The sequence below is a fragment of the Pelistega sp. MC2 genome, from assembly GCF_900099475.1.
In the GTDB taxonomy this organism is placed as follows: Bacteria; Pseudomonadota; Gammaproteobacteria; order Burkholderiales; family Burkholderiaceae_B; genus Taylorella; species Taylorella indica.
Genome location: NZ_LT628274.1, coordinates 454760 through 475042 on the forward strand (window position 1 = coordinate 454760; position 20283 = coordinate 475042).

Annotated in this window: 32 protein-coding genes and 2 tRNA genes; 9 read left to right on the top strand and 25 right to left on the bottom strand. The window is 38.5% G+C overall.

What is annotated here, in order from left to right; genetic code table 11:
- Window positions 1-9: 9 nt before the first annotated feature.
- Window positions 10-86 (top strand) — tRNA-Ile (locus tag BQ4443_RS03855).
- 117 nt (window positions 87-203) lie between these two features.
- On the opposite strand, the gene BQ4443_RS03860 is transcribed toward BQ4443_RS03855, so the two are convergent.
- A complete protein-coding gene (locus BQ4443_RS03860; protein ID WP_023950112.1) occupies window positions 204-554 on the bottom strand; it encodes a helix-turn-helix domain-containing protein in 351 nt (116 codons plus the stop codon).
- On the bottom strand, window positions 547-858 hold the full coding sequence (locus BQ4443_RS03865) for a type II toxin-antitoxin system RelE/ParE family toxin (RefSeq protein WP_071058120.1): 312 nt from the start codon (window positions 856-858) through the stop codon (window positions 547-549). The genes BQ4443_RS03860 and BQ4443_RS03865 overlap by 8 nt, the downstream gene beginning before the upstream one ends.
- A gap of 470 nt (window positions 859-1328) precedes the next feature.
- Here BQ4443_RS03865 and BQ4443_RS03870 point away from each other — a divergent pair, with 470 nt between their 5' ends.
- The 3 genes from BQ4443_RS03870 (at window position 1329) to BQ4443_RS03880 (ending at window position 3177) form a co-directional block, all read left to right on the top strand.
- The gene (locus BQ4443_RS03870; protein ID WP_071058121.1) at window positions 1329-1634 is read left to right on the top strand and encodes a hypothetical protein; all 306 of its coding nucleotides are present in this window, start codon (window positions 1329-1331) and stop codon (window positions 1632-1634) included.
- Window positions 1635-1685: 51 nt separating this feature from the next.
- Window positions 1686-1762, top strand: a tRNA-Pro gene (locus BQ4443_RS03875).
- Window positions 1763-2157: 395 nt separating this feature from the next.
- Window positions 2158-3177, top strand: coding sequence for a BRO family protein (locus BQ4443_RS03880; RefSeq protein WP_143000548.1), 1020 nt, complete (start codon window positions 2158-2160; stop codon window positions 3175-3177).
- A 4-nt stretch (window positions 3178-3181) separates the two neighbouring features.
- Here the strand turns inward: BQ4443_RS03880 and BQ4443_RS12300 are convergent, their stop codons facing one another.
- From BQ4443_RS12300 to BQ4443_RS03895, 3 genes are all read right to left on the bottom strand, one after another.
- Window positions 3182-3424, bottom strand: a complete 243-nt coding sequence (locus BQ4443_RS12300; protein WP_143000549.1) for a hypothetical protein — start codon at window positions 3422-3424, stop codon at window positions 3182-3184.
- Between the two features lie 520 nt (window positions 3425-3944).
- On the bottom strand, window positions 3945-4409 hold the full coding sequence (locus BQ4443_RS03890) for a lysozyme (protein ID WP_071058124.1): 465 nt from the start codon (window positions 4407-4409) through the stop codon (window positions 3945-3947).
- The gene (locus tag BQ4443_RS03895) at window positions 4406-4585 is read right to left on the bottom strand and encodes a phage holin family protein (RefSeq protein ID WP_071058125.1); all 180 of its coding nucleotides are present in this window, start codon (window positions 4583-4585) and stop codon (window positions 4406-4408) included. The genes BQ4443_RS03890 and BQ4443_RS03895 overlap by 4 nt, the downstream gene beginning before the upstream one ends.
- Window positions 4586-4714: 129 nt before the next feature.
- Here BQ4443_RS03895 and BQ4443_RS03900 point away from each other — a divergent pair, with 129 nt between their 5' ends.
- Window positions 4715-5305: a site-specific integrase gene (locus BQ4443_RS03900; RefSeq protein ID WP_071058126.1), complete on the top strand. Its 591-nt coding sequence runs from the start codon at window positions 4715-4717 to the stop codon at window positions 5303-5305.
- The gene (locus tag BQ4443_RS03905) at window positions 5257-5742 is read left to right on the top strand and encodes a tyrosine-type recombinase/integrase (protein WP_083331845.1); all 486 of its coding nucleotides are present in this window, start codon (window positions 5257-5259) and stop codon (window positions 5740-5742) included. The genes BQ4443_RS03900 and BQ4443_RS03905 overlap by 49 nt, the downstream gene beginning before the upstream one ends.
- On the opposite strand, the gene BQ4443_RS03910 is transcribed toward BQ4443_RS03905, so the two are convergent.
- The gene (locus tag BQ4443_RS03910; RefSeq protein WP_071058128.1) at window positions 5703-6296 is read right to left on the bottom strand and encodes a tail fiber assembly protein; all 594 of its coding nucleotides are present in this window, start codon (window positions 6294-6296) and stop codon (window positions 5703-5705) included. The genes BQ4443_RS03905 and BQ4443_RS03910 overlap by 40 nt on opposite strands.
- Window positions 6297-6326: 30 nt before the next feature.
- Here BQ4443_RS03910 and BQ4443_RS03915 point away from each other — a divergent pair, with 30 nt between their 5' ends.
- Window positions 6327-6569, top strand: a complete 243-nt coding sequence (locus BQ4443_RS03915) for a hypothetical protein (RefSeq protein ID WP_071058129.1) — start codon at window positions 6327-6329, stop codon at window positions 6567-6569.
- Here BQ4443_RS03915 and BQ4443_RS03920 read toward each other — a convergent pair.
- The 17 genes from BQ4443_RS03920 to BQ4443_RS03995 form a co-directional block, all read right to left on the bottom strand.
- Window positions 6566-7546, bottom strand: coding sequence for a hypothetical protein (locus tag BQ4443_RS03920; RefSeq protein ID WP_071058130.1), 981 nt, complete (start codon window positions 7544-7546; stop codon window positions 6566-6568). The genes BQ4443_RS03915 and BQ4443_RS03920 overlap by 4 nt on opposite strands.
- Window positions 7546-8130 carry a phage tail protein I gene (locus BQ4443_RS03925; protein WP_071058131.1) on the bottom strand — a complete coding sequence of 195 codons (585 nt, stop codon included), beginning with the start codon at window positions 8128-8130 and terminating at the stop codon, window positions 7546-7548. Before BQ4443_RS03925 ends, BQ4443_RS03920 begins: the two co-directional genes overlap by 1 nt.
- Window positions 8123-9046: a baseplate assembly protein gene (locus BQ4443_RS03930; RefSeq protein ID WP_071058132.1), complete on the bottom strand. Its 924-nt coding sequence runs from the start codon at window positions 9044-9046 to the stop codon at window positions 8123-8125. The genes BQ4443_RS03925 and BQ4443_RS03930 overlap by 8 nt, the downstream gene beginning before the upstream one ends.
- Window positions 9047-9388, bottom strand: a complete 342-nt coding sequence (locus BQ4443_RS03935) for a GPW/gp25 family protein (protein WP_071058133.1) — start codon at window positions 9386-9388, stop codon at window positions 9047-9049.
- On the bottom strand, window positions 9385-9921 hold the full coding sequence (locus BQ4443_RS03940; protein WP_071058134.1) for a phage baseplate assembly protein V: 537 nt from the start codon (window positions 9919-9921) through the stop codon (window positions 9385-9387). Before BQ4443_RS03940 ends, BQ4443_RS03935 begins: the two co-directional genes overlap by 4 nt.
- A gap of 73 nt (window positions 9922-9994) precedes the next feature.
- Window positions 9995-10447, bottom strand: a complete 453-nt coding sequence (locus tag BQ4443_RS03945; protein ID WP_071058135.1) for a phage virion morphogenesis protein — start codon at window positions 10445-10447, stop codon at window positions 9995-9997.
- On the bottom strand, window positions 10444-10947 hold the full coding sequence (locus tag BQ4443_RS03950; RefSeq protein ID WP_256330877.1) for a phage tail protein: 504 nt from the start codon (window positions 10945-10947) through the stop codon (window positions 10444-10446). The genes BQ4443_RS03945 and BQ4443_RS03950 overlap by 4 nt, the downstream gene beginning before the upstream one ends.
- Complete coding sequence (lysC, locus tag BQ4443_RS12530; RefSeq protein ID WP_371128774.1) at window positions 10931-11182, bottom strand: Rz1-like lysis system protein LysC; 252 nt, start codon at window positions 11180-11182, stop codon at window positions 10931-10933. Before lysC ends, BQ4443_RS03950 begins: the two co-directional genes overlap by 17 nt.
- Window positions 11115-11405: a hypothetical protein gene (locus BQ4443_RS03955; protein ID WP_071058136.1), complete on the bottom strand. Its 291-nt coding sequence runs from the start codon at window positions 11403-11405 to the stop codon at window positions 11115-11117. The genes lysC and BQ4443_RS03955 overlap by 68 nt, the downstream gene beginning before the upstream one ends.
- Window positions 11406-11442: 37 nt before the next feature.
- Window positions 11443-12237, bottom strand: coding sequence for an N-acetylmuramidase domain-containing protein (locus BQ4443_RS03960; RefSeq protein ID WP_071058137.1), 795 nt, complete (start codon window positions 12235-12237; stop codon window positions 11443-11445).
- Entirely contained in the window at window positions 12218-12487 is a 270-nt protein-coding gene (locus tag BQ4443_RS03965; protein WP_071058138.1) for a hypothetical protein, read from the bottom strand. Before BQ4443_RS03965 ends, BQ4443_RS03960 begins: the two co-directional genes overlap by 20 nt.
- The gene (locus tag BQ4443_RS03970; RefSeq protein WP_071058139.1) at window positions 12484-12786 is read right to left on the bottom strand and encodes a hypothetical protein; all 303 of its coding nucleotides are present in this window, start codon (window positions 12784-12786) and stop codon (window positions 12484-12486) included. Before BQ4443_RS03970 ends, BQ4443_RS03965 begins: the two co-directional genes overlap by 4 nt.
- A gap of 9 nt (window positions 12787-12795) precedes the next feature.
- Window positions 12796-13002 (bottom strand): tail protein X, encoded by a 207-nt coding sequence (locus BQ4443_RS03975; protein WP_071058140.1) that lies wholly within the window; start codon window positions 13000-13002, stop codon window positions 12796-12798.
- Complete coding sequence (locus tag BQ4443_RS03980) at window positions 12999-13445, bottom strand: head completion/stabilization protein (RefSeq protein ID WP_083331848.1); 447 nt, start codon at window positions 13443-13445, stop codon at window positions 12999-13001. Before BQ4443_RS03980 ends, BQ4443_RS03975 begins: the two co-directional genes overlap by 4 nt.
- 97 nt (window positions 13446-13542) lie before the next feature.
- Window positions 13543-14190: a phage terminase small subunit gene (gpM, locus tag BQ4443_RS03985; RefSeq protein WP_071058142.1), complete on the bottom strand. Its 648-nt coding sequence runs from the start codon at window positions 14188-14190 to the stop codon at window positions 13543-13545.
- A gap of 4 nt (window positions 14191-14194) precedes the next feature.
- Window positions 14195-15214 (bottom strand): phage major capsid protein, P2 family, encoded by a 1020-nt coding sequence (locus tag BQ4443_RS03990; RefSeq protein WP_071058143.1) that lies wholly within the window; start codon window positions 15212-15214, stop codon window positions 14195-14197.
- Window positions 15215-15260: 46 nt separating this feature from the next.
- On the bottom strand, window positions 15261-16031 hold the full coding sequence (locus BQ4443_RS03995) for a GPO family capsid scaffolding protein (RefSeq protein ID WP_071058144.1): 771 nt from the start codon (window positions 16029-16031) through the stop codon (window positions 15261-15263).
- 134 nt (window positions 16032-16165) lie between these two features.
- Here BQ4443_RS03995 and BQ4443_RS04000 point away from each other — a divergent pair, with 134 nt between their 5' ends.
- Entirely contained in the window at window positions 16166-17899 is a 1734-nt protein-coding gene (locus BQ4443_RS04000; RefSeq protein WP_071058145.1) for a terminase large subunit domain-containing protein, read from the top strand.
- Window positions 17896-18879 carry a phage portal protein gene (locus BQ4443_RS04005; RefSeq protein ID WP_071058146.1) on the top strand — a complete coding sequence of 328 codons (984 nt, stop codon included), beginning with the start codon at window positions 17896-17898 and terminating at the stop codon, window positions 18877-18879. The genes BQ4443_RS04000 and BQ4443_RS04005 overlap by 4 nt, the downstream gene beginning before the upstream one ends.
- Before the next feature lie 14 nt (window positions 18880-18893).
- Here the strand turns inward: BQ4443_RS04005 and BQ4443_RS04010 are convergent, their stop codons facing one another.
- Entirely contained in the window at window positions 18894-19649 is a 756-nt protein-coding gene (locus BQ4443_RS04010; protein WP_071058147.1) for a hypothetical protein, read from the bottom strand.
- 12 nt (window positions 19650-19661) lie between these two features.
- Entirely contained in the window at window positions 19662-19853 is a 192-nt protein-coding gene (locus BQ4443_RS04015) for a hypothetical protein (protein WP_071058148.1), read from the bottom strand.
- Window positions 19854-20283 lie beyond the last annotated feature (430 nt).

Sequence of the window (20283 nt, forward strand, 5' to 3'; positions counted from 1 at the left end):
GGCAGCTTACCTCCTATAGCTCAGTTGGTTAGAGCAGAGGACTCATAATCCTTTGGTCGCTGGTTCAAGTCCAGCTGGGAGGACCAATTTTTTAGTAAAATCAATAAGTTAGATTTTTAAAAACTAGCTTATTGATAAAAATTGGTTATAGTAGATAGTTAAATTATCTTCCCTAGCCCACTCCCCGAGTGGGTTTTGTTTTTTTAAGCCAACTCCATCACTAAATCAGGATGCTTCTCCAACAGCTGAATGAGTTTTAAGGCAGCACCACTTGGGTTTCGTTGCCCTTGCTCCCACGATTTTAAAGTATTAACAGAAATTCCTAAGCGTTTCGCAAACTTACTTTGTGATAAGCCCACTTTATGACGAGTCTGGACAATAGGGGACACCTCAACCTCTGTTTTACGAGCAAAGCGTCCACTCTTAGCCTCTAATAAGGCTTGACGTAGACTCTCTTGATGTTTTTTCATCTCTGGATCATCTCTGACCACCGCTTGCAACATCGCCTCAATATCCCAGTCTTTTGTCGCTTCTTTAATTTGTTTCTTAAGCATTTTTACGCTCCGAAAGTAACTTTAAATCTTTTTTTGATAGGTTTTCTTGTTCATTTTTTACATAAACATCTAAAACCAAAATAAAACCATCATCAAATACGTTGAAATAGATAACCCTAGCCCCTCCTCTTTTTCCTCTTCCAGGGGGTTGCCATCGGATTTTACGTAAGCCTTGAGCCCCCTTGATTACATCACCCATTAGAGGATTTTGAGAAAGATAAGTAAAAAACTCTAAACGCTCTTCTTCAGTCCAGATTTTTCCTACCTTACCTTTAAAGATTTCACTCTCAACAATGGTGTACATTTTTCCATCCTTTTTATAATACATTGCATTATAACACAAAATAAGTTTTATTTTGTCGAATTGATAATTACCCTACCAACCACTGATCCCCAAAAACGATAGGCAATAGAAAAACACTTAATAGTGCTTTTTCTACTTAATACATATAGCGAATGATCAATAGTAATGCTTACCATCTCGCTTATGCTCGTAATGGCACCTTTTACTATCTATTCTGCCTATGTGCTTGCACTGGCATATAATACTAAATGCTAAACATTACCAAAGAAACTACCAAAATAATAGCCCCTTGCATGGATAAAACATTGCTGGATTAGTTTAAGTAATTAAGCGTTGCTAACAAGAAGAACATTACGCCCTATAGCAAATATTTAGGATATTTATGTCCTGTGATACACGCCCGTATTAAATAATTGCGTATACTAATTCAACATTCCTGTAAATAATAAACTTTGTCTAGATAAAGTCTAATGATGAAAATAAAATTGCATCCTAATCTACCACTTGCACCAAGATGTATTTATCCAAAATGCACTGATGCTGACTCACCTTATTTAGGCAAAGAAGCCGAGGATATCTACCTGCATTTTATGAGATACGGCTATATTCCTGACTATGCCGATGGTATATCAGGTCTATTCTACGATGAAGAAAATAATTGTCTTTTGCACTACCACGTAAGTAGTAAAACTAACAAAATTTATATTGATTTTTTTGATCAAGAGATTAGTGAAGCAACATGGTTTAATAGCCAAGTTATTGATTTTAATAATTAAAAAGACACTATTTATTTTACCAAAATACTATGCTAGAATAGCTGACTTAGTCGGGGCGTAGCGCAGCCTGGTAGCGCACTTGCATGGGGTGCAAGGGGTCGCGAGTTCGAATCCCGCCGCTCCGACCATTGATTTTTCAAAACTCAATAAAATCAAATAGTTAGAAAATGTAGTTTCTGTAATTTTCGTCTTAATTCCACTATTTTCTACTGCTTTTGACATCAAAATGGCACAATTTTGCCACAACTCTAAAAAGACCATAGCCTTGTGGATAAAGGCTATAGAGAAAATTCGAAGCAATAAATACACTATCTGAATCAATATATCAATTTGCTGTTGTGATTAAAACGTGTCATTTTATTATTTGGTCGTTATTATTTTCATTCACCCCACAATTTCACCACCAACTCCTGTTTACAAACCTTGTCTGATGAGTTATGATGAGTCTAAGTGCTAGAAACACTTAGAACAGCGGTTGAGCCACCCCGTCAGTCTGTGGCTATTGTTTCGTCCATAGATTTCTATGGCCGAGAGTGCGACTAATACAATACCCTCGTGGAAATACGTCCGCCGTCCTGTTTTACGGTTTCTAGCTCTTGGCCGCCAACAGCCTTTGTTGGTTCCTCTAGAAAAGGACAAAACAATGAATGTCACAACTTTTAATTTCAAAACTCAATCTATCCAAGTCATCAACAAAGACAATGAAGCTTGGTTCATCGCTTCAGAAGTTGCTACAATTTTCGGCTATCGTGATGCATCAAATCTGACTCGAATTTTAGATGATGATGAAAAGGGTACTCATAATATGAGTACCCTTGGTGGAAAGCAAAATATTTTAATTATTTCGGAAAGTGGACTATATCATGCAGCTTTCAAAAGTCGTAAAGAACAAGTAAAACAATTCCGTCGTTGGGTCACTTCTGAAGTCCTCCCCACGATCCGCAAAACTGGTGGTTACAGCTACACAGTGAAACCAACGGATCTACTCACCGAAGAGCAACAAAAATCACTGAGAGAATTGGTGGTTAATAATGCCAAAAAACTCCCTCGAGATAAACAAGCAGGAGCGATAGTACAAGCATGGAGCAAGTTAAAGTCACATTACAAAGTACCTTATCGCAAAATACCTCAGGAAAGTTTTACAGAAGCGGTAAGCATTGTTCAACGGCACTATGTCGAGTGGGAGCTTGTAGAAGATAACACAAAAACAACACATATTGCACCTATTAGCAACACATTCACTTTTACAAAGGAAGAAGTTTATGACATCATGAGTGTGTTTACAATGGCATGCTATATGAATGACACCATACGTTGGTTAGAAAAACCATTACGCCTCTTGGGTAACGCACATGCTGGCTCACTATACAGCCAAGGCTTTGAATATCAGCATAGTCTATTAGAAAGGCTGCCTTTATTTGAAAAAATTCTTGCTCAATGCCCACCAGAAGGCAAAAAGCATAGTCCAATCTATGGCTATACAGAACCGTGGGATAGAATGCATCACATCTTCCCTTGCATGAAAGAAGCGTTGATGAGATAACTTACTACTTATCCCACATTCTAACCACAGCATCATGGCGCATCGCACAGTCTGTATAGTCACGTACTAATTGAATATAAGACTGTGCGAGTGCGTCCCATGAGTTACTACTTATTTGTTGCACTTCTGGGCAAGACTTGGCTAGATTGACGGGTAGTGGTGCTCTCCTTAATGATGTCGTTGATGAGACGCACCCTGCCATTAGACATAATGCAGTCAGTAGACAGAGGATTTTGAATAACTTCATTGTTATACTCCTTAATAATATCGTCAGATATTGACTGTAGACGTGTTGATAAAAGCGAGATATGAGCAGATACCGACTGTAACTGCTTTACCTGATTTTTAAACTGTTCTAAATCAGCTAAATATTGAGCCGTCTCTGCGTCTTTCTTACCGATTCCATATTGATACTGCCCATACGTATAAACAAAAAGAGCAGTCAAAATGACTGCTCCTGATCCGATTAGATATTTTTTATACATATCACCACCATCGAATAGCCGAAATAAATGTTCCAAAAACAAACAGAAATAATATAAATACCAACCTATTGATTAATGTGCGTACTCTTGAGGATTTCTCATACTTTTCTAGCACTTTTTCCACCTTTAAATCTATGTTAAAATTCACTTGTGATGGTCTCCATCATATTCATTTATTTGAAGGTTAATCTCTAAACCAAAGCTGTTCCCGCAGTTTTGGTTTTCTTTTATGTATTATTAATGAGAACATTTATTGAACGCCATTAATATGTTTTAAAGAAATTAAAGCTGACACATCCAACGTTCTACTTCTCTGCGATTGATTAAGCCTTTCCAAGGTTTCCCTCCTGCGTTCACCCACCGCCTTAATTCATCACAAGCCCCTATCCTATCTCCAGCATTTAATTTTTTAAGTAACGTAGATTTCTTAAATGCGCCAATGCCCACGTTATAAGCAAAGCTAACAAGCGCTGCTGTCTGTACTTCAGTCATCTGTACGTTTACACTATCCACAACGGCTTTGTAATAAACGTTCAAATCATTTCTTAATAATGTTAAGCACTCCTCATCCGTCATATAATCACCTAACGCAACTCCAGACGTATGCCCATAACAGATAGTAGGAACACCGACCACATCTAAGTAAGCATAATTGCGTTTGCCCTCAAAATACCCCACCACTGCAGCTGAAATAGCCAATACCCCAGACCCAATCAGTCCAAAAACTTGTTTTTTAATATCAGTCATTTTTTACCTCGCTTAAAAATCAGTTCCCAATATTTTGGTATCAGCAAACCTATCTGCATCACGACATAAAAAATCGTGACCAAGGCCATCCACTCGTTCAAAGTAAGTCCATACAATGATGCACCTGCTCCTGCTACAGACATCTTCATCACTGCTGCTTTTGTTTCACTATCCATTTTGAATCCAATAAAAAAGCCCCTGAAATTACTCAGGGGCTGGTTATAAAAATATTAAATTAGTTTAATTACTTAATTATATTTATTGATTATCCATATCATTCCTCTCATACATAAACTATTAGATTTATGCATACTTTACGACAACTTAAATCAAGCCCTACTCTTGAAACAGCTTTTAATCGCTACTTAATTGAAATTTCATCAAAGAAAAAATCCCTTTACCAAGAGACCTCATTAGTACGAGCATGGTCTAAAACTATTATTTACGATAAACCTGTAGGGCTTATCAAACCTCCCATCCTTAATCGCATCAAAGATGAATGGTTAAAATACCTAAACCCAGCCACAGTTTCTAGACGGTTCGCTATTCTTTCAAATCTTTATACTGTTATGCGCAGAGATTGGCTATGGTCTTATATTCCAGAAAATCCTGTCATACTAGTAAAAAAACCGTCAGTTTCTAATGATAGAAACAGGAGGTTAATTACAGATATTAAAATTAAAGGCGTAAATGCTATAGATTGCCCCTCAAATGAAATTGATTGGATATTACAATCAACAAAATCATCCTTTCTTCCATTAATCATTACATTAGCGTTAGAAACAGCTATGAGACGATCTGAGCTTGTCAGTATTAGAAAAAAGTTTATCGATCTAAAAAAAGCACAATATACCTACCTGATACAAAAAATGGTACTTCTAGGCTTGTTCCTCTAACACCACTTGCCAAGTACTATCTTGTCACCTATTTATCAAAGAATGATAATATGGATAAATTATTTAATATATCAACAACAGCCGTAACATCCGCCTTTAACCGTGCATGTAAGAGAGCTAGAAAAGAATATGAGCATCTTTGTAAAAAGAAAAAGCAAATACCTAACCCTCATCACCTTATCAATCTTCGTTTTCACGACTTGCGCCATGAAGCGACATCAAGGTTAGCCGAAGTTTACGAAACACATGAACTAGCCAAAATTACAGGCCATAAAGATACCCGTATGCTACTAAGGTATTATCATCCAGATGCACATAAGTTAAGTCAGAAATTTGCTCAATCTATTTATGGTAAAGAACAAATAAAGCTAATTCAAAATTTAATGGCAGAAGATACCTATACAGGCTCTGCAGGAAACTCCACGTCAAATGGATAGCCTTCCTGTGATTTTACTCGGTTAAGCAATACACGATACTTTTTCCACTCTGCAAGTAGAGTTTCCTCTTCTGGTGTTGCCATTTCTAAATCAACTGCGTATTGTAACGGCTGAACAGCAAAATTGTATTTTGCTACGCCATCTGCAATGCGTGCTTCTATAAGAGTAATGGCTCTTTTTTCCTCTTGTTCACTTTCTACTTCAGAGGAAATCGACCATTCTGTACCATTCCATTCGTGCAATGGTGACGGCGGGACAATGTCTGTAACACCATTAGGTAAATCACCAATACCTATATAGTCTCCAGAGTAGTTGGAACCATCAATCGTGTTGTAGAGTGTTTTACCTCGATTATCGCTTAATATTATCCATTGACCTGTTCCAGCATCACCAAATGTAACGTCTTTAATCGGGCATAGCTCCGTTTTCCACTTAGCCACTTTCCCATCTGGGATTTCTGGTGGAGCCGTTAAAACAGCCAAGTTTGGCTTGTCTTTATAATCAGGATTAACACAAAAAAATAAAAAAAATTCGTCTAATTGGTATGTAATCATTTCATTTATCCATAAAAAAAGCCATTTAAAATGGCATTCAAAAAAGTATCTGACAATGCAAATGTTAGACAGTTAGGGTCTTATCAGTCTGATGGTATTAAGGCTCATACACACTTTACAAGTAATACTTGGGGTGGGACATCGTTTGATACGACAGGTGGTCATATCCCAGTTACCTCTGATAATTCGTCCTACGGGAGTTCGACATCAGACTACAAATTAATCATTGAGGGTATGAACACTGCTTTACACCCACGCATAATCGCTTTTTAAAACGCGACAATGCGAGGATGTAGGTGTGTACGCTCAGGCATTGTTTTTGTGCCAGTGCGGACTACTCGGCTACTATCAAAATGAATAGCATCGCCGGGTCGTGTTTGGGTCGTTAGTTGTGCAGCGGAATGACCAACATTTAAAGCGTCATTGTTCGTATAAAACGCACCTGAAGTTGTGATTAAAGCATCACTTGTCACTGATTGATATAAAAAGTCCGCCATCATACCCGTAATACGTTGCATTTGGTCTTGACCATACGAGCCTAACGCATTTACACTGTCAGCGTCGACACCTGTCGCACGAATAAACACATCCCGCATATCAGGTACTTTAAAGTTGTCACCACCAAGATCAAGGAATTTAAAAGTTTTTTCTTTCCAGACTGCTGAAGACACAACATGATTATTTGCCTGCGCCCAAGCCCACAAAGCTGGATATTTTGTTTTAGAAAATACTCCACCGATTAGCTCAATAGTATTACTACGTGGTGCTACTGTAGTATCAGTAACATAACTACCAATTCCCAAACTAGCATAACCACTCCAAGATCCAAATGTTTGCCACTCTAGATAGCCTTTGCCAAGCACATATATCACTGGGGATGTCTGATTACTAGGGATATTATCGTAATAAGATAGTGCTTTTAATTCGGTCACTACATCAGCAGTAGATACTGTCACCAATGTATTATTAGGTCCACCTCGTAAGTAGCTACCATTAGATACACTTTTGAGTCCAGTACCTCCAGACTTAACAGGTGTGATTAATTCTTGAGGTAATGAGCCATCATCAAGTCTAACCTTGTCATACACAATTTCTAATGCGCCTAGCAAAAAATCTGTTCGCCAAGCCAACTGCCGTGGTGCTATATTACTTACTCCATCTGGTCCACCTAATACAGGATCTGATGTTTCTAATTGTCGTATGCCTGTCTGCCAAACAAGATTTTGAGCAAAAAAAGTATTAGTTGCCATTACGCACTCCCATAATTGTATGTTCCATCATGCGTAGCAACTGCGTTATATCGTATCGCTACAGCACTATAATCTAATCGTCTTAACTCGCTTCGGGCAGGTGCAATACCAGCGAGAATTTTCTTCACTATTTCTGCCTGATCGTTGGTAATCGGTACTCTGAGTCGTACAATGTAAGTCGCCCACGTACTACTGAAATCACCACCGTAAATCATTTCTTCGTTATGTGTATAGGTACCGTCATAAAATAAACGTCCGACATTTTCTAGAAGCTCAATTTCACCTAAACCAAGCATCCTAAATACTTCTCGAATCGCCCAAATGGTTCCTTTCTTCTTATGTATATCGGCTGAACGTGCGATGAGATTACGACGTGCTGCTTCACCTTCTGCAAAAGCCCATCCCTCTTCATCACTAATAGACTCTTCCCACGCTAAAAATGGTAAAAACGCAATAGGACACTTTTCAGGATCTTTAATCTCAGAGAGTCTGACAGGTAAGTCATATGCCGTTTCTGTACCTTGCTCTAGAGCTCGTTCTAACCAGTTTGTGCTGGCCGTAGGCTGTAAAATGACATTATTCATCAGTACCACCATCATTTAAGGTGATTTGAGTACAAAACCCAGCCTGTTGTTTGCTGATAGTCAAATTACTCATTGGTGAGGTTACTGTGACATCTTGTACACCCTCTTGTTTCAATGCGTGTACAATTCCTGCTATCGTAATATCTCGACCAAGACGGTGATTAATACGGGTATATTCTTCTACCGCTGATCTAGTTGCTGACAAGCTTAATTCTTTGTGGACGCCAGGGTAGAACTTCAAAGTCGCTGTGATTTGATAATTCACAATCTCTCCAGCATTCACCAGCACCGTATCATTCAATGGTCGTACATCGTCTGCATTTAAAGCTGCAGAGACATAATCCAAGACAACTTGCTCAGTCGTGCCATCACCCTGATTACTTAACACGTAGATAGCAACATCACCAGGCCGTGGACGCATCACAGAAATATCTTTTACATGTCCATGCGCACTCAATGCATAGAATAAATAAGCTGAATAGGGCCCTGCACAACTATAACCCTCTGGTGATAACTGTATGCGCCGTCTAAAAGCTTCATCATCTTCCATTACAGCTGGCGTCGGTGGTGTAGTAGTATCATCTGCTGGTGTCACTACTAATCGATATACCCCTTTATTTGCACCGATTTGATCTAAATCTGAACCTATAGCAAAAGCCAACATCACGCCATGCGTCGCATCATTTACCCTCTGTCTTAATAAGAGCTCTCGATAAGCAGATTGTTGCAATAAGATTGTGATAGGCTCTGATTCTAGTGCTAAAGTTGCTTCTACTTGTGCTCGTTTTGACTCAGGTACGGCTGCCAAAAACTCTAACTTACGCGTTTCATATACACGTTCAAAATTTAGTGACTCAATAATTTTAGGTGCTGGCAATCGCTTTAAGTCAATATCAGCAAATGTATTAAACTCCATCTATAACCCCACTGATATATCTACTTGTTGATCAAAATCATCCATCACAACAGCACCAGACACCTCTATTTGTGGTCTTGTACCAGTAGATAGATCTAATTGCATACGTTCTAGTTTTAAGCGCGGTTCGTGATGCATTAACGCTGTTGCAATAGCCGCATATACAAGCAATGGATACTCCTGATTCACAGGTCTATCTACCAAGTCAGGGACTAATGACCCAAACTCTCGACGCTCTACTCGTGTACCAATTGGTGTCGTTAAAATTTTCTTTATACTTTGCTGAAGGTGGTCAATATCACTTAACCATGTGCCTGTGTTAGCATCCATTCCTAAACTCATACTGGCCCCTGTGTATTTGAACCACCAGGAATCACTCCTGCATGCTTATGTGTATCAACTACAATACCGTTTGAACTCATAGGACCACCTGATTGTGTAACAATGCCATTAATCGTTGTTTGTGGCGCATTAATGCTAATTGCCCCTGAAGCATTAATTTCTAATGTATTAATTCCACTGATACTCAACGCACTACTTCCATGGTCGTATTTGATTTCTGCACCATCTGGATAGGTAATCGTATGCACAGCTCCACTATTACTAGGTTCCGCCATGTGGTCAGAATAAAGCCCTGTCAATGCGACCGCATTAGTCAGCTCTCCACCTGGTGATAACAAAACCACCTGCTCACCAACGGACGGCGGACACCATGTCTTGACATCACCTGCTCGTAATGTCAAAAAAGGTATCCAATTGGTCTCAAGCTCTCCAGTCTTGATACGAACAGCTGACGGGGTACTATGACGAACAGCTGTCACTGTACCTAGCCTAATCAGATTCTGTAATAATCGTGCAAGTTCAAAAATATCCATGCGACTATTTTGTAATAGTTGCTTATCATTGTCGCTATGGGTGTTTTGTTATTATGGGTATAACAAAATTTAGCTACTTACCTGATAACAAAGACAGGTAAATATCACGAATAGTCTCTATTTCTTGGTCAGTTAAGCCTAATAGCTCACGCTTTGGCATGCGAATCATGCGACCAAAGTTTTTTGTACTTTCACCATACTGGTGAACGGCTGCAATAACAGCATTCCGACCTCTAAATCCAACTGTCACCTCATTGGCATTACTAGCGTTTATAAAGTATTTATTTAATCGTATTCGACTAAACATCTTTCGACGTCGGATAGTCCCTTTTTTAGTACGCAAGCGACGATTAGATCTAGGTGCATATTGGCTACCATCTGGATTTTGTTGAGCTATAATGCGTTGAGCTTGTGAGCGTCTTAATGTTGTCCCTACAGTCCGATTGACACGACTCATATGCTTAGCATCTAATCGTGCATACAAGTCACCAATCCATGTCTCTAACTGATTTAAATCATCACTCATAGCGTGGGTTGCCACTTCGGTATTGTAATATTACCGATAAGTTCATCGGTATGTCGGTCAATAATCTGGATATGGTAATCCTGATTCGGTAATTCTGGATGTTCTGGTTCTGTGATATGTTCAGCACGCAATTTACCTGCCCCATCATCACGTACTAATACTCGTTCAGTCAAGTTTACTTTTAACATCAGATCAATACTTGACTGATCTAAAAATTCTACATCGAACTGGATTAGTTCTTTATTTTTGTTGTAGTTTTCAAAAAGTTCTGGCTGATTTGTTCTCAAATAGACTAATAGTGGTAAAACAATTAAATCCGCATGGCCATTAAAATCCTGAACAATCACGGTCAATGTGTAGTCATATTCAAATGATAACCCGACAGCACCAGTACTCACTACCTTACCTGCATCAATAAACACCTGTAATTTATCTGGATTCTCTTGCAAATACAGATTCGCCCTTGCAATAATCTCTCTCACTTCATTGGGTTTTAGCACGAGTTCGCTCCTGACACTGAACAATCACATCGACTTTGGCCGCACAGAATGACCAATCTTCTTCTACTTGTAATAAAGCATCTACTAAGTCTTCATTGCGTTCAATGGTGTAACCACGCAATTGACAAGTCGTAATAACTGGACATTGGTTAATCTGGTATATCGGATTAACGGTTGAGCACGCGCTTAATATCATCAGGTACAGGCTGACTACCCCAGCTCTTAACGCTTTCATTCTGTTGTGCCTTTTTAATCGTCTGTCGTTTTTCTGAAAAAGATTTCAGCAACTCATCATTACGGTTTAATAAATCTTCAATGACCTCATCATTGGACGCAATTTGTTGATTAAGTCGTACTAACTGGCTACTTAAGCTAGCTACTTCAACTTGTGACTTTATTAACTGTTGCTCTGTTTTTGTCCACTGCAAATAAAAATAGGTTAATAAAAAAGCAGACAATCCTAGAACTATTAAACGCCCGTAGTTCTTACAAAAACTAAGTATTGTTAGTAGCATATCGTTCAAACGCACGTTCTAATTTAACGTCATAAAAATTACGACGGTAATTTGGACCATTGTAAATACGTGCAACTTCAGACCATTTCTGAGCTTTCATTGCAGCATACAACTTCTTATCATTTTTTATAAAACGCACAAACGCATCTAATTGTGCCGCTTCATTTTTACTCTGCTCTAATACAAAATGATGAATACTTTCATAGCCTAAATCTTTCCAGTGAAATCCCATTATTTGAAAGAGACCCCACGAACAAGACTCTAATGCTGCTTCATTATTAATCGTATCAGCGACGGCTAAGCGCGTATACTCTAAGCGACCTCCTGCATAGCCTCCTGGTGTTTTATTTACGATACCTGGATAACTTTTACTTAGCTCAATGACATCGTATTTTTTTTCAGCTAATAACCGATAAAAAATATGTCTCTCAAATAAAATAATTGGGTTACCGTTCTCTAAAAAACCACGCCCTTTTGATTCGACTTCATTAACAGCATGGATTACAGAAATTGGCAACTCTAACGATTCTGCGGCTGCCTGTAAATCTGATTGTTTTAATAATTTAGATGCATTTTTACCAAAAAGCACAGCAGCAGTTTTAGGTCCATATATGCCATCAACTACTAATCTATGACGTTTTTGTAATGTCTTAATAGCATCCTCTGTCGCATCATCAAAAATATGCGTCTTTAAAACCTTTGTATAGCCATTTTCGTAAAGTGTTTTTTGTAAATCACCTACTTCAGTACCCGTATCATCTCTTCGTAATAACATTTTTTTTACTCCAAAAATAAGTCTTTATTAATGTACCTACACTAAAAAAAGCTAACCCTGTAGAGATCATTAGGTCATGGTAGTTCATCAATGAGTGCTGCCACTGCACTGATGCTCCCCACAATGCACCTAGCCCTAAAAAAGACATACCTAACGCTTGGGCAAACGTTGCATTATATTTTTGATTAAAAGCGCCAATCATCGTAACGATCCATGATATTGAGTACATCAAAAAAATATAATTACTCATTTATCACCTCCAAACTTGCGTTTTAGACCAGGAATAAAATCTAATAAGCTCATATTAGCGATAGCGTCATATCCCTTTGAAATGACAGAAACAGAATATAAACCCATAGCAATCCAAGAAAGCGTTAATGGCACATGCGTTAATTCGTTAAAATAAATACCAGCATGATATCCAACATAAAACCCTACTAAGAACATAAAAAACTTACGTGTAACAGAGCCGTCCATCCACAATAAAGAGCTAGCTGAACCTATAAAGCTCGGTATGTATTCATTTAACCATTTCAACCAATCATGCATAAAAATTCCTCAATCCCATAGACGAACTGTTTGTATTTGTGCGTTTTTCTTCTCTTTAGTCGGTAATCTGACAGACGTCCCTGCTTTTAAAAATAATCCTTGTCGCGAGATGTTACGATTCATCTCTAACACTTTCTCCACAACATCAGCAGTCCTACCTAAATGACGCCAACAAAGGTCATCAATCGTGTCATTTTCTTTAGCAATCACTATCATAAGACGTCAATCGTCACTCGAGGACGCTCCATAATGTCACTAATCGCCCAACGGACTGTTTGCCAAGCATCACGGATAGCTGGATCCAGTGCATCAGCTACTCTATTACCTGCTTCTGTACTATCAAAATCACGGTAACGCTCCATAAGCTCCGCCTTTGTCGTGAAATAAACAGCTCGCCTATATAATCCTTTTTGCTTATCATTTAGACCGTCCTGTTGACTACGCCACTCAGATAGCTCTCTCTGAACTGCTTGTATTGAGTTTTCTAATGACTCCACTAAACGTACATTAGTGACTGTTCCGTTTAATCTAATCACTACCCTAGCTATTTTTGGATCAATATCTGGCCACAAATCATCGCCAACGATAACATCTACGTTTTGTTCTGTACTGTCTAATGGGTATCTAGGTACTGGTTGTGCTACAGCAAAACTCATCATCTCTCCTATGTGGTGAGTTGGTACGTGTGGCAACCTTTTTTATTCAAATGAATATGCCAATTGACACACGCACCAAGGCCACAACCGCGAAGGTTCTTTACTTGGCTAACTCTTTTTCAATAGCTTGTATAAGTTTTTTAACACCTACCCGCTCGTTTAAAGATTCTGCCAATCTGTAATGTCTCAAGGCTTCTTCTAGAGCCCCTTTCGCATGTTCTTCTACTGCGATGGCTTTATACAACTTAGCTTTAGCAGGATCTGCCATATCATGGCCATCAGCAATAGCTTCTGCTTGATACAAGCAATCCAAACTGAATGATTGATTATTTTTCTGAGCTTTTAACGCAGCGTCAGAGATTTCATCAACAATCACCGTCTGAATATCACGCTCAAACTGGTCAGGCATTGTCATTTGACTTCGAATAGCATATTGACCTACAGCCAAAGCACGTTCAAAGTCACCGACATCTAGTAACCACACCAAAATGGTGACAACAACATCATCTTGGTTACCTTGTTCCGATGCCAGCGCACCATCTAACCAGTCATAATAGTCTGGTAAAATTTCCTTTTTAATTTCAGTACGACGTTCTAAAGACTTCACTTCTTTTAAACGACGTTTATCCGTGGCCAACTTTGCTAACATTAATTGGTACTTATTGCTCACTTGCTGAGTTGGGTTTTCTTGTAATGCTAAATGCTCGGCTGATTTTTTTAAAAAGTGACGTTGCGCTGGTGTCATCATAGAATTAGCCCTCAATTGTGATATTCTCAATCAATGCTGCTGCACCAAAATCTTCAATAACATAAGCATCATTTGAACTAATAAAACTATCAATACGATCACGCGCTGGATTATCAATAATACTGCGACGCATTGCACCCGCTTGAGAATAAATAGAAATATTATCTAGACGAGTAATTAACATTGCGTTATCTGGCATATATGGAACTCGAATCGCAGGTAACCCTCCTAAGATTTTTCGAGTCTGTAATACACCATTCGCAAGCTTCTCAGTTGCTTTATCAGCATTATTCGTAATATCAAAATATTTTGCCGAGATTAATTTACGTCCACAAATTACTACCAGTTCAGTATCATCAGAAAACCAAGGCTCTAAAAGATTAGAGACAGCATCTTCCACTAGTGCATCTAAATTCTTATAACCTGTCCCAGTAGAATTAATCACAACTTTACCCGTACCATTTTCAGATTCAGTCATATTGCGCTGTGGTGCTGTTTCACGAATAAGTTGCAACCAACCCTTATTGACGTCTTGCAATAAAGTATTAACGGCTGAATTAGTTTGTGAAGCAACATTAGTACCATTGAAGCCAATCATGATTCTATCTAGTGCAATACGTTGTGCTAACGCTTGAGTCACTTTTAACTGGAAATCTGGGAATTTTGCCCACGCATCTAGCTGTTGATAGCTTAAAAAATAATCAAAATCTGTTTTTTCACAACGATACTTAATTGAATCTAAATTATGTAAGCTACGTGGTTCACGTGCTGTTGTCGTCGTATTCGTCCGACTAGCAATAGGGCCAGAGACACCTAGTCCAATTGTCTCACCTTCTTGTTCATCAACCACTACCATATTAATCAGACCGAGAAAGGCTGAACTTTCTTGAATTTTTGTTTCTAGCGTTTGTTGAACAGATGGCTCTACAGAAAATTTAGAACCTACAGCAGCAACTGATACGCCATTTAACTCTGCTTGACGAGCAACATAGTTATCGTAAGCAACACGAGTATTATTTTTCATAATCATCTACCTTAGAAATACAAATGAAATTTTTAATTAAGCGTTTTTAACAATCTGTTTGATAACCGTTACCTCCAGTCGATAATTCACGTTGTGGCACTGGTTCTGGTAATTGATTAAACATTGTTTTTAATGATTCAAGCTCTTGATATAGCTGGTTATATTGTTTTTCTATTAAGTCAATCTTTCCTGCCTGTGATTGGCACAAAGCCTCCAATGTGTTGAACTCCTGAGAAACTGTGTCCAGTGCTTGTAGAATAGTTGCTTCATTTGCCTGCTCTTGCTCTTTTTTATTAACTGAAAACATAGCTTTCACTTTATCCAAAAATGAGGTTTTATCCTCAACATCAAACTCCATCACTGTTTCTTCAACTTCTGTCGTAAAACGATCATTTGCTGATCCAGTCAAACTAAATTTAAGCATTTCAGTACCTAAACTTGCGGGCGAATCAGTCACGGCTAAACCTGTGAGGTACGCTTCATTAGAGTCAGCAAAACGTGAGGATACTTCAATGCTTGTATAAATTTTTTGACGTGAACGAATCGTTTGGACTAACTCATCTGTCGGGTCGATAGCTGCAAACAGTGCTAATTTACCGTCTTCAACCTCTCGTGCCTCAAGTGCTAAGACATCCCCTTGCGCTTTAAAAATACCATCTGGCAAGACGCCACGTAAATGCTCTAACCAGACACGTGCACCATAAACTTCTGGATTGTAGTTTTTCGCCATCTGCTCAATCCAACTACGTTCAATGCGACGACCGTCTGCTGTAGCACCCTCTGTCGCTACTCTAAAAAATTTCGTTTTTTGTCCCATAACAACCTCACGAATTTAACAATACGGACAGTTTGCATCAGCTACCCTAATAAATAAATCGTTTGTTTTTGTTAAAGCATTAATAACAAAAAACCTTTATTTTTAAATAGTTACGTCATCAACATAATGTCGTTATGGACTTACTTATTGACAATACTATTGATAAATTCAAGTTAGCCAAGTTTCTGTATTGGCAAGGCTGGCGTATTATCGATATCGCTGAACGTATCTCTGAAAAGCCTGGCACTGTCTCCGCATGGAAACGCCGTCAAGGCTGGGATGATGCTGCTTGTGTGAATCGCATTGAGAATGTGGCTGAAATTCGACTGTATTACTTAATGTTAAAAGAAAAAAAATCCAATGCTGACTATAAAGAAATTCAAGCACTGACAAGACAGCTTGAACGCTTCGCTCGCATTCATAAATACTTAACTGAAGGCAATGAAATAGATCTTAACCCTAAGCTTAAAAATCGCTATAACAAAATCAAAAACTATTTAGATGATGACCAAATTACTCAGTTAGAAAAAGCTTTTCTGGAAAAAATCTTTCAGTATCAAAAAAACTGGTATAACAATCGTCAACATCGCACTCGTGAGATTCTTAAATCACGTCAAATTGGGGCGACATGGTATTTCGCACGTGAGGCGATTGTGGATGCTTATAAAACAGGGCGCAACAAAATCTTCTTATCAGCCTCAAAGGCGCAAGCTTTTATATTTAAAAACTATATGGCACAGTTTGTTATGGAAATAACAGGTGTAAAACTGGAAGGTAACCCTATCAAGCTACCCAACGGAGCTGAACTTTATTTTCTCGGATCACAGAGTAAAACAGCTCAAGGCTACCACGGCGATTTCTATTTTGATGAATTCTTCTGGACGACGAACTTTGAAGAATTAAACAAACTTGCTTCAGGCATGGCTTTACACAAAAAATGGAGAAAAACGTATTTCTCTACGCCATCATCTAAAAGCCATCAAGCCTATCCATTCTGGACTGGTGATAAATTCGCCACAAAGAAAGGTATCACGATGGATTTAAGCCATAATCGACTAAAAGACGGTGTACTCTGTGAGGATAAAGTCTGGCGTCAAATTGTGACGATCTACGATGCTGAAGCTGGCGGTTGCGACTTATTCGACATTGACGACCTCAAAGAATACGAATACACAGACGATCAATTCAAAAACTTGCTGTTGTGCGAGTTTATGGATGATACTAATTCTGTCTTTGCTTTTGAACTACTGCAACGTTGCGCTGTGGATAGCTGGGAAATCTGGGAAGACTTTAAACCTCACCTACTCCGCCCCTTTGGCCAAAAGAAAGTTTGGTTAGGCTACGACCCCTCTTTGACTGGTGATAATGCTGGCTTAGTAGTTGTAGCACCGCCTGAAGTGCCCGGAGGCAAATTCAGAGTGCTGGAAAAAACTTCATACAAAGGTATGGACTACGCCCAACAAGCTGAATTAATTAAGCATATGACTAAAAAATATGTAGTCGAACATATCGCTATCGACACTACAGGGATTGGATCAGCCGTTTGTGAATTAGTGCGTAAATTCTACCCAGCTGTAACCTCACTACAGTACTCCCTAGACCTTAAAAATAGAATGGTACTTAAAGCACAACACGTGATGCGTAATGGCCGTTTGGAGTTTGACGCTGGGGATACGGATATCGCACAGTCCTTTTTAAATATCAAGAAAACGATTACCGCTAGTGGCCAACACGCCACCTATAACGCTGGACGCACGCAAGCCACTGGACATAGTGATCTTGCCTGGGCAATCATGAACGTCCTAATTTATGAACCACTAGACGGCTCTAAAGCAAACTCTAACAATATTATGGAAATCAGCCTATGACACAAGATATTGAAGTCTTTAGCTTCGGTGAAGAGGAATCGGTGATTAATCGCAGCGATATTATCACCATGCTACAAGCCACCAGAAACAGTATTTACTATGACCCTCCTATGTCTTTTGACCAGTTAAGTAAGTCATTTAAAGCTAGTTCACACCACTCCTCAGCGATTTTTGTCAAGCGTAATGTGATTGCCAGCACCTACATCAATAATAAAGTACTCAGCCTAGCCGACTTTGAGGCGTTGCTACTGGACTACCTTGTGTACGGTAACGCCTATCTCGAACGTATCCGCAATCTCAGAGGTGAGAACTACAAGTTACGTAGAGTGATGGCTAAATACACTCGTAGAAAAATCAATGAAGTAGACTATATCTATCTTAATAATGACGGTACTCATATCGACTTTAGACATAACTCCATTTGCCATATCTACCAATCCGATATCGATCAAGAGATTTATGGTATCCCTGAGTATCTCAGCGCCCTTAGTTCAGCATGGCTAAACGAAAGCGCCACGCTGTTTAGACGACGCTATTACAAAAATGGCTCGCATGCTGGCTACATTATGTACATCACAGACGAATCGCACGATACCAAAGATATTGAAGCTTTACGTGAAGCCATTAAAAAATCCAAAGGTCCAGGTAACTTCAGAAACCTATTCATGTATGCACCTAATGGAAAGCCTGACGGTTTAAAAGTCATACCATTATCCGAAGTCGCGGCCAAAGATGAATTTTTTAACATCAAAAATGTCACTCGAGACGATATTCTTGCTGCCCATCGTGTTCCTCCTCAATTGATGGGGATTATTCCTCAAAATACGGGGGGATTCGGATCAATCTCTGACGCAGCTAAAGTATTCAACATTAACGAGATCAAACCGTTACAGTCTAAACTCCGTGCAATTAATGAGTGGCTCGGGGAGGAAGTTATTCAGTTTAAAGACTACGATTTAAGCTTGGAGAATAATAAGTGAGGTTGTATTAATTGTTAGGAGGGCTTACCTGCTGTATCTTGAGCATAATCATAATACTCAAAGTCCTCATAATAATCATCATTAAATAATGAAATAGACTCTATTTCTGGCGTTCTGATAACCATTCTAAATGAACGTATATCCTCTGATGTCAGCTTTTTCTTATCATAAACGACAGCATAATTGCAATCAAACTTTATGCTAAGAGAGTCTTTCTCTCTATAGCCACTTAAGTATGGAATAATCACGATATTGTCTAAATCCGCATACTCAAACTGTTCACTATCAATCAACCCTATATACACTTTCTTAGACTTTAGAGAAATTTTTACTAAACTTAAAACACTCGCCGCTTCTATCACTAAGTTTAAAATACTATCTGCACCTCTAAGCTCATGCAAAATTTTTCCTCGATCCTTATTTTTTTCATTAACTTTTCCTTTACATAAAATAAAAGAAATAGCGAGAATACACATATACCCTGCGCAAAAATCAGCAACAATAGGTTTAAAAAACCATGTTGTCAAATCAATACTATTCCACGAAAATAAAGAACCTAAGATGTAGAATAATTTCTCTATCAGCCAAAGCGCTATAAAGAAAAAAGCAGAAATTACAAAACCTTGCAATAAAAAAATAAGCCCATGTTTTCCAAGATTAACATAGGCTTCCCATCCATTACTACGTTTTAACTCTACCTTAGCAGGCAAATAATTACTTACATAATAATACCCGAGTACGAGAATCATTAATATAAAAACAACGCCCATACACTAAGCCTCCTACTTCATTCTGATTTTAGCTAACGTCTTAATCTGTTTACTGATTTTTTCTTGTACCTCTTTATTAGCATAATTCAATCTAATTGCACCATTTTTAGTATCAAGAATAATGACATCCTTTTTATTAATTTCTAGAGGTTTAGGCATTAACCAAGTATTCAACTTCTCAGTATATTTCTGTAATAATTCCATAACTCTACCCCCCTGTGTTTAGATTCCATTATACCAAGATTGCAAACGCATACAATCAAATCAAAACGAATACAACAAAAAACCGCCCCCGAAAGGACGGCTGTCTGTATGACATTTAGGCGGTACGCTCTACTATCTCGCCTCGATTTCTCTCAATAATAGATTTTATCTATTACGCCTCTTAAATACTCATTTTTTAAGCAAAAACCAAAAATCGCATAGGAAGCCAATACAAGCCCTACATTCAATTTTATTTTTTTTAATATCTTGATTTAAGTACATTAAAACTAAAGGAATGTAAGTACCACCAAACGAATATAAACCAACTCCGCAATGGAGGTTTTGTCCGACCCCTCCGCGCCCTCGATAAAAATTTAAAACAAGCGTTTAAACTACGCATTTTAATAGTTTTTATCTATTAAGAGAGCCT

Bases quoted from the DNA above. Each gene is read 5' to 3' on its own strand.
- BQ4443_RS03860 (WP_023950112.1), bottom strand. From the start codon at position 554: ATGCTTAAGAAACAAATTAAAGAAGCGACAAAAGACTGGGATATTGAG.
- BQ4443_RS03865 (WP_071058120.1), bottom strand. From the start codon at position 858: ATGTACACCATTGTTGAGAGTGAAATCTTTAAAGGTAAGGTAGGAAAA.
- BQ4443_RS03870 (WP_071058121.1), top strand. From the start codon at position 1,329: ATGATGAAAATAAAATTGCATCCTAATCTACCACTTGCACCAAGATGT.
- BQ4443_RS03880 (WP_143000548.1), top strand. From the start codon at position 2,158: ATGGCCGAGAGTGCGACTAATACAATACCCTCGTGGAAATACGTCCGC.
- BQ4443_RS12300 (WP_143000549.1), bottom strand. From the start codon at position 3,424: ATGAAGTTATTCAAAATCCTCTGTCTACTGACTGCATTATGTCTAATG.
- BQ4443_RS03890 (WP_071058124.1), bottom strand. From the start codon at position 4,409: ATGACTGATATTAAAAAACAAGTTTTTGGACTGATTGGGTCTGGGGTA.
- BQ4443_RS03895 (WP_071058125.1), bottom strand. From the start codon at position 4,585: ATGGATAGTGAAACAAAAGCAGCAGTGATGAAGATGTCTGTAGCAGGA.
- BQ4443_RS03900 (WP_071058126.1), top strand. From the start codon at position 4,715: ATGCATACTTTACGACAACTTAAATCAAGCCCTACTCTTGAAACAGCT.
- BQ4443_RS03910 (WP_071058128.1), bottom strand. From the start codon at position 6,296: ATGATTACATACCAATTAGACGAATTTTTTTTATTTTTTTGTGTTAAT.
- BQ4443_RS03915 (WP_071058129.1), top strand. From the start codon at position 6,327: ATGGCATTCAAAAAAGTATCTGACAATGCAAATGTTAGACAGTTAGGG.
- BQ4443_RS03920 (WP_071058130.1), bottom strand. From the start codon at position 7,546: ATGGCAACTAATACTTTTTTTGCTCAAAATCTTGTTTGGCAGACAGGC.
- BQ4443_RS03925 (WP_071058131.1), bottom strand. From the start codon at position 8,130: ATGAATAATGTCATTTTACAGCCTACGGCCAGCACAAACTGGTTAGAA.
- BQ4443_RS03930 (WP_071058132.1), bottom strand. From the start codon at position 9,046: ATGGAGTTTAATACATTTGCTGATATTGACTTAAAGCGATTGCCAGCA.
- BQ4443_RS03935 (WP_071058133.1), bottom strand. From the start codon at position 9,388: ATGAGTTTAGGAATGGATGCTAACACAGGCACATGGTTAAGTGATATT.
- BQ4443_RS03940 (WP_071058134.1), bottom strand. From the start codon at position 9,921: ATGGATATTTTTGAACTTGCACGATTATTACAGAATCTGATTAGGCTA.
- BQ4443_RS03945 (WP_071058135.1), bottom strand. From the start codon at position 10,447: ATGAGTGATGATTTAAATCAGTTAGAGACATGGATTGGTGACTTGTAT.
- lysC (WP_371128774.1), bottom strand. From the start codon at position 11,182: ATGAAAGCGTTAAGAGCTGGGGTAGTCAGCCTGTACCTGATGATATTA.
- BQ4443_RS03960 (WP_071058137.1), bottom strand. From the start codon at position 12,237: ATGTTATTACGAAGAGATGATACGGGTACTGAAGTAGGTGATTTACAA.
- BQ4443_RS03965 (WP_071058138.1), bottom strand. From the start codon at position 12,487: ATGAGTAATTATATTTTTTTGATGTACTCAATATCATGGATCGTTACG.
- BQ4443_RS03970 (WP_071058139.1), bottom strand. From the start codon at position 12,786: ATGCATGATTGGTTGAAATGGTTAAATGAATACATACCGAGCTTTATA.
- BQ4443_RS03975 (WP_071058140.1), bottom strand. From the start codon at position 13,002: ATGATAGTGATTGCTAAAGAAAATGACACGATTGATGACCTTTGTTGG.
- BQ4443_RS03980 (WP_083331848.1), bottom strand. From the start codon at position 13,445: ATGATGAGTTTTGCTGTAGCACAACCAGTACCTAGATACCCATTAGAC.
- gpM (WP_071058142.1), bottom strand. From the start codon at position 14,190: ATGATGACACCAGCGCAACGTCACTTTTTAAAAAAATCAGCCGAGCAT.
- BQ4443_RS03990 (WP_071058143.1), bottom strand. From the start codon at position 15,214: ATGAAAAATAATACTCGTGTTGCTTACGATAACTATGTTGCTCGTCAA.
- BQ4443_RS03995 (WP_071058144.1), bottom strand. From the start codon at position 16,031: ATGGGACAAAAAACGAAATTTTTTAGAGTAGCGACAGAGGGTGCTACA.
- BQ4443_RS04000 (WP_071058145.1), top strand. From the start codon at position 16,166: ATGGACTTACTTATTGACAATACTATTGATAAATTCAAGTTAGCCAAG.
- BQ4443_RS04005 (WP_071058146.1), top strand. From the start codon at position 17,896: ATGACACAAGATATTGAAGTCTTTAGCTTCGGTGAAGAGGAATCGGTG.
- BQ4443_RS04010 (WP_071058147.1), bottom strand. From the start codon at position 19,649: ATGGGCGTTGTTTTTATATTAATGATTCTCGTACTCGGGTATTATTAT.
- BQ4443_RS04015 (WP_071058148.1), bottom strand. From the start codon at position 19,853: ATGGAATTATTACAGAAATATACTGAGAAGTTGAATACTTGGTTAATG.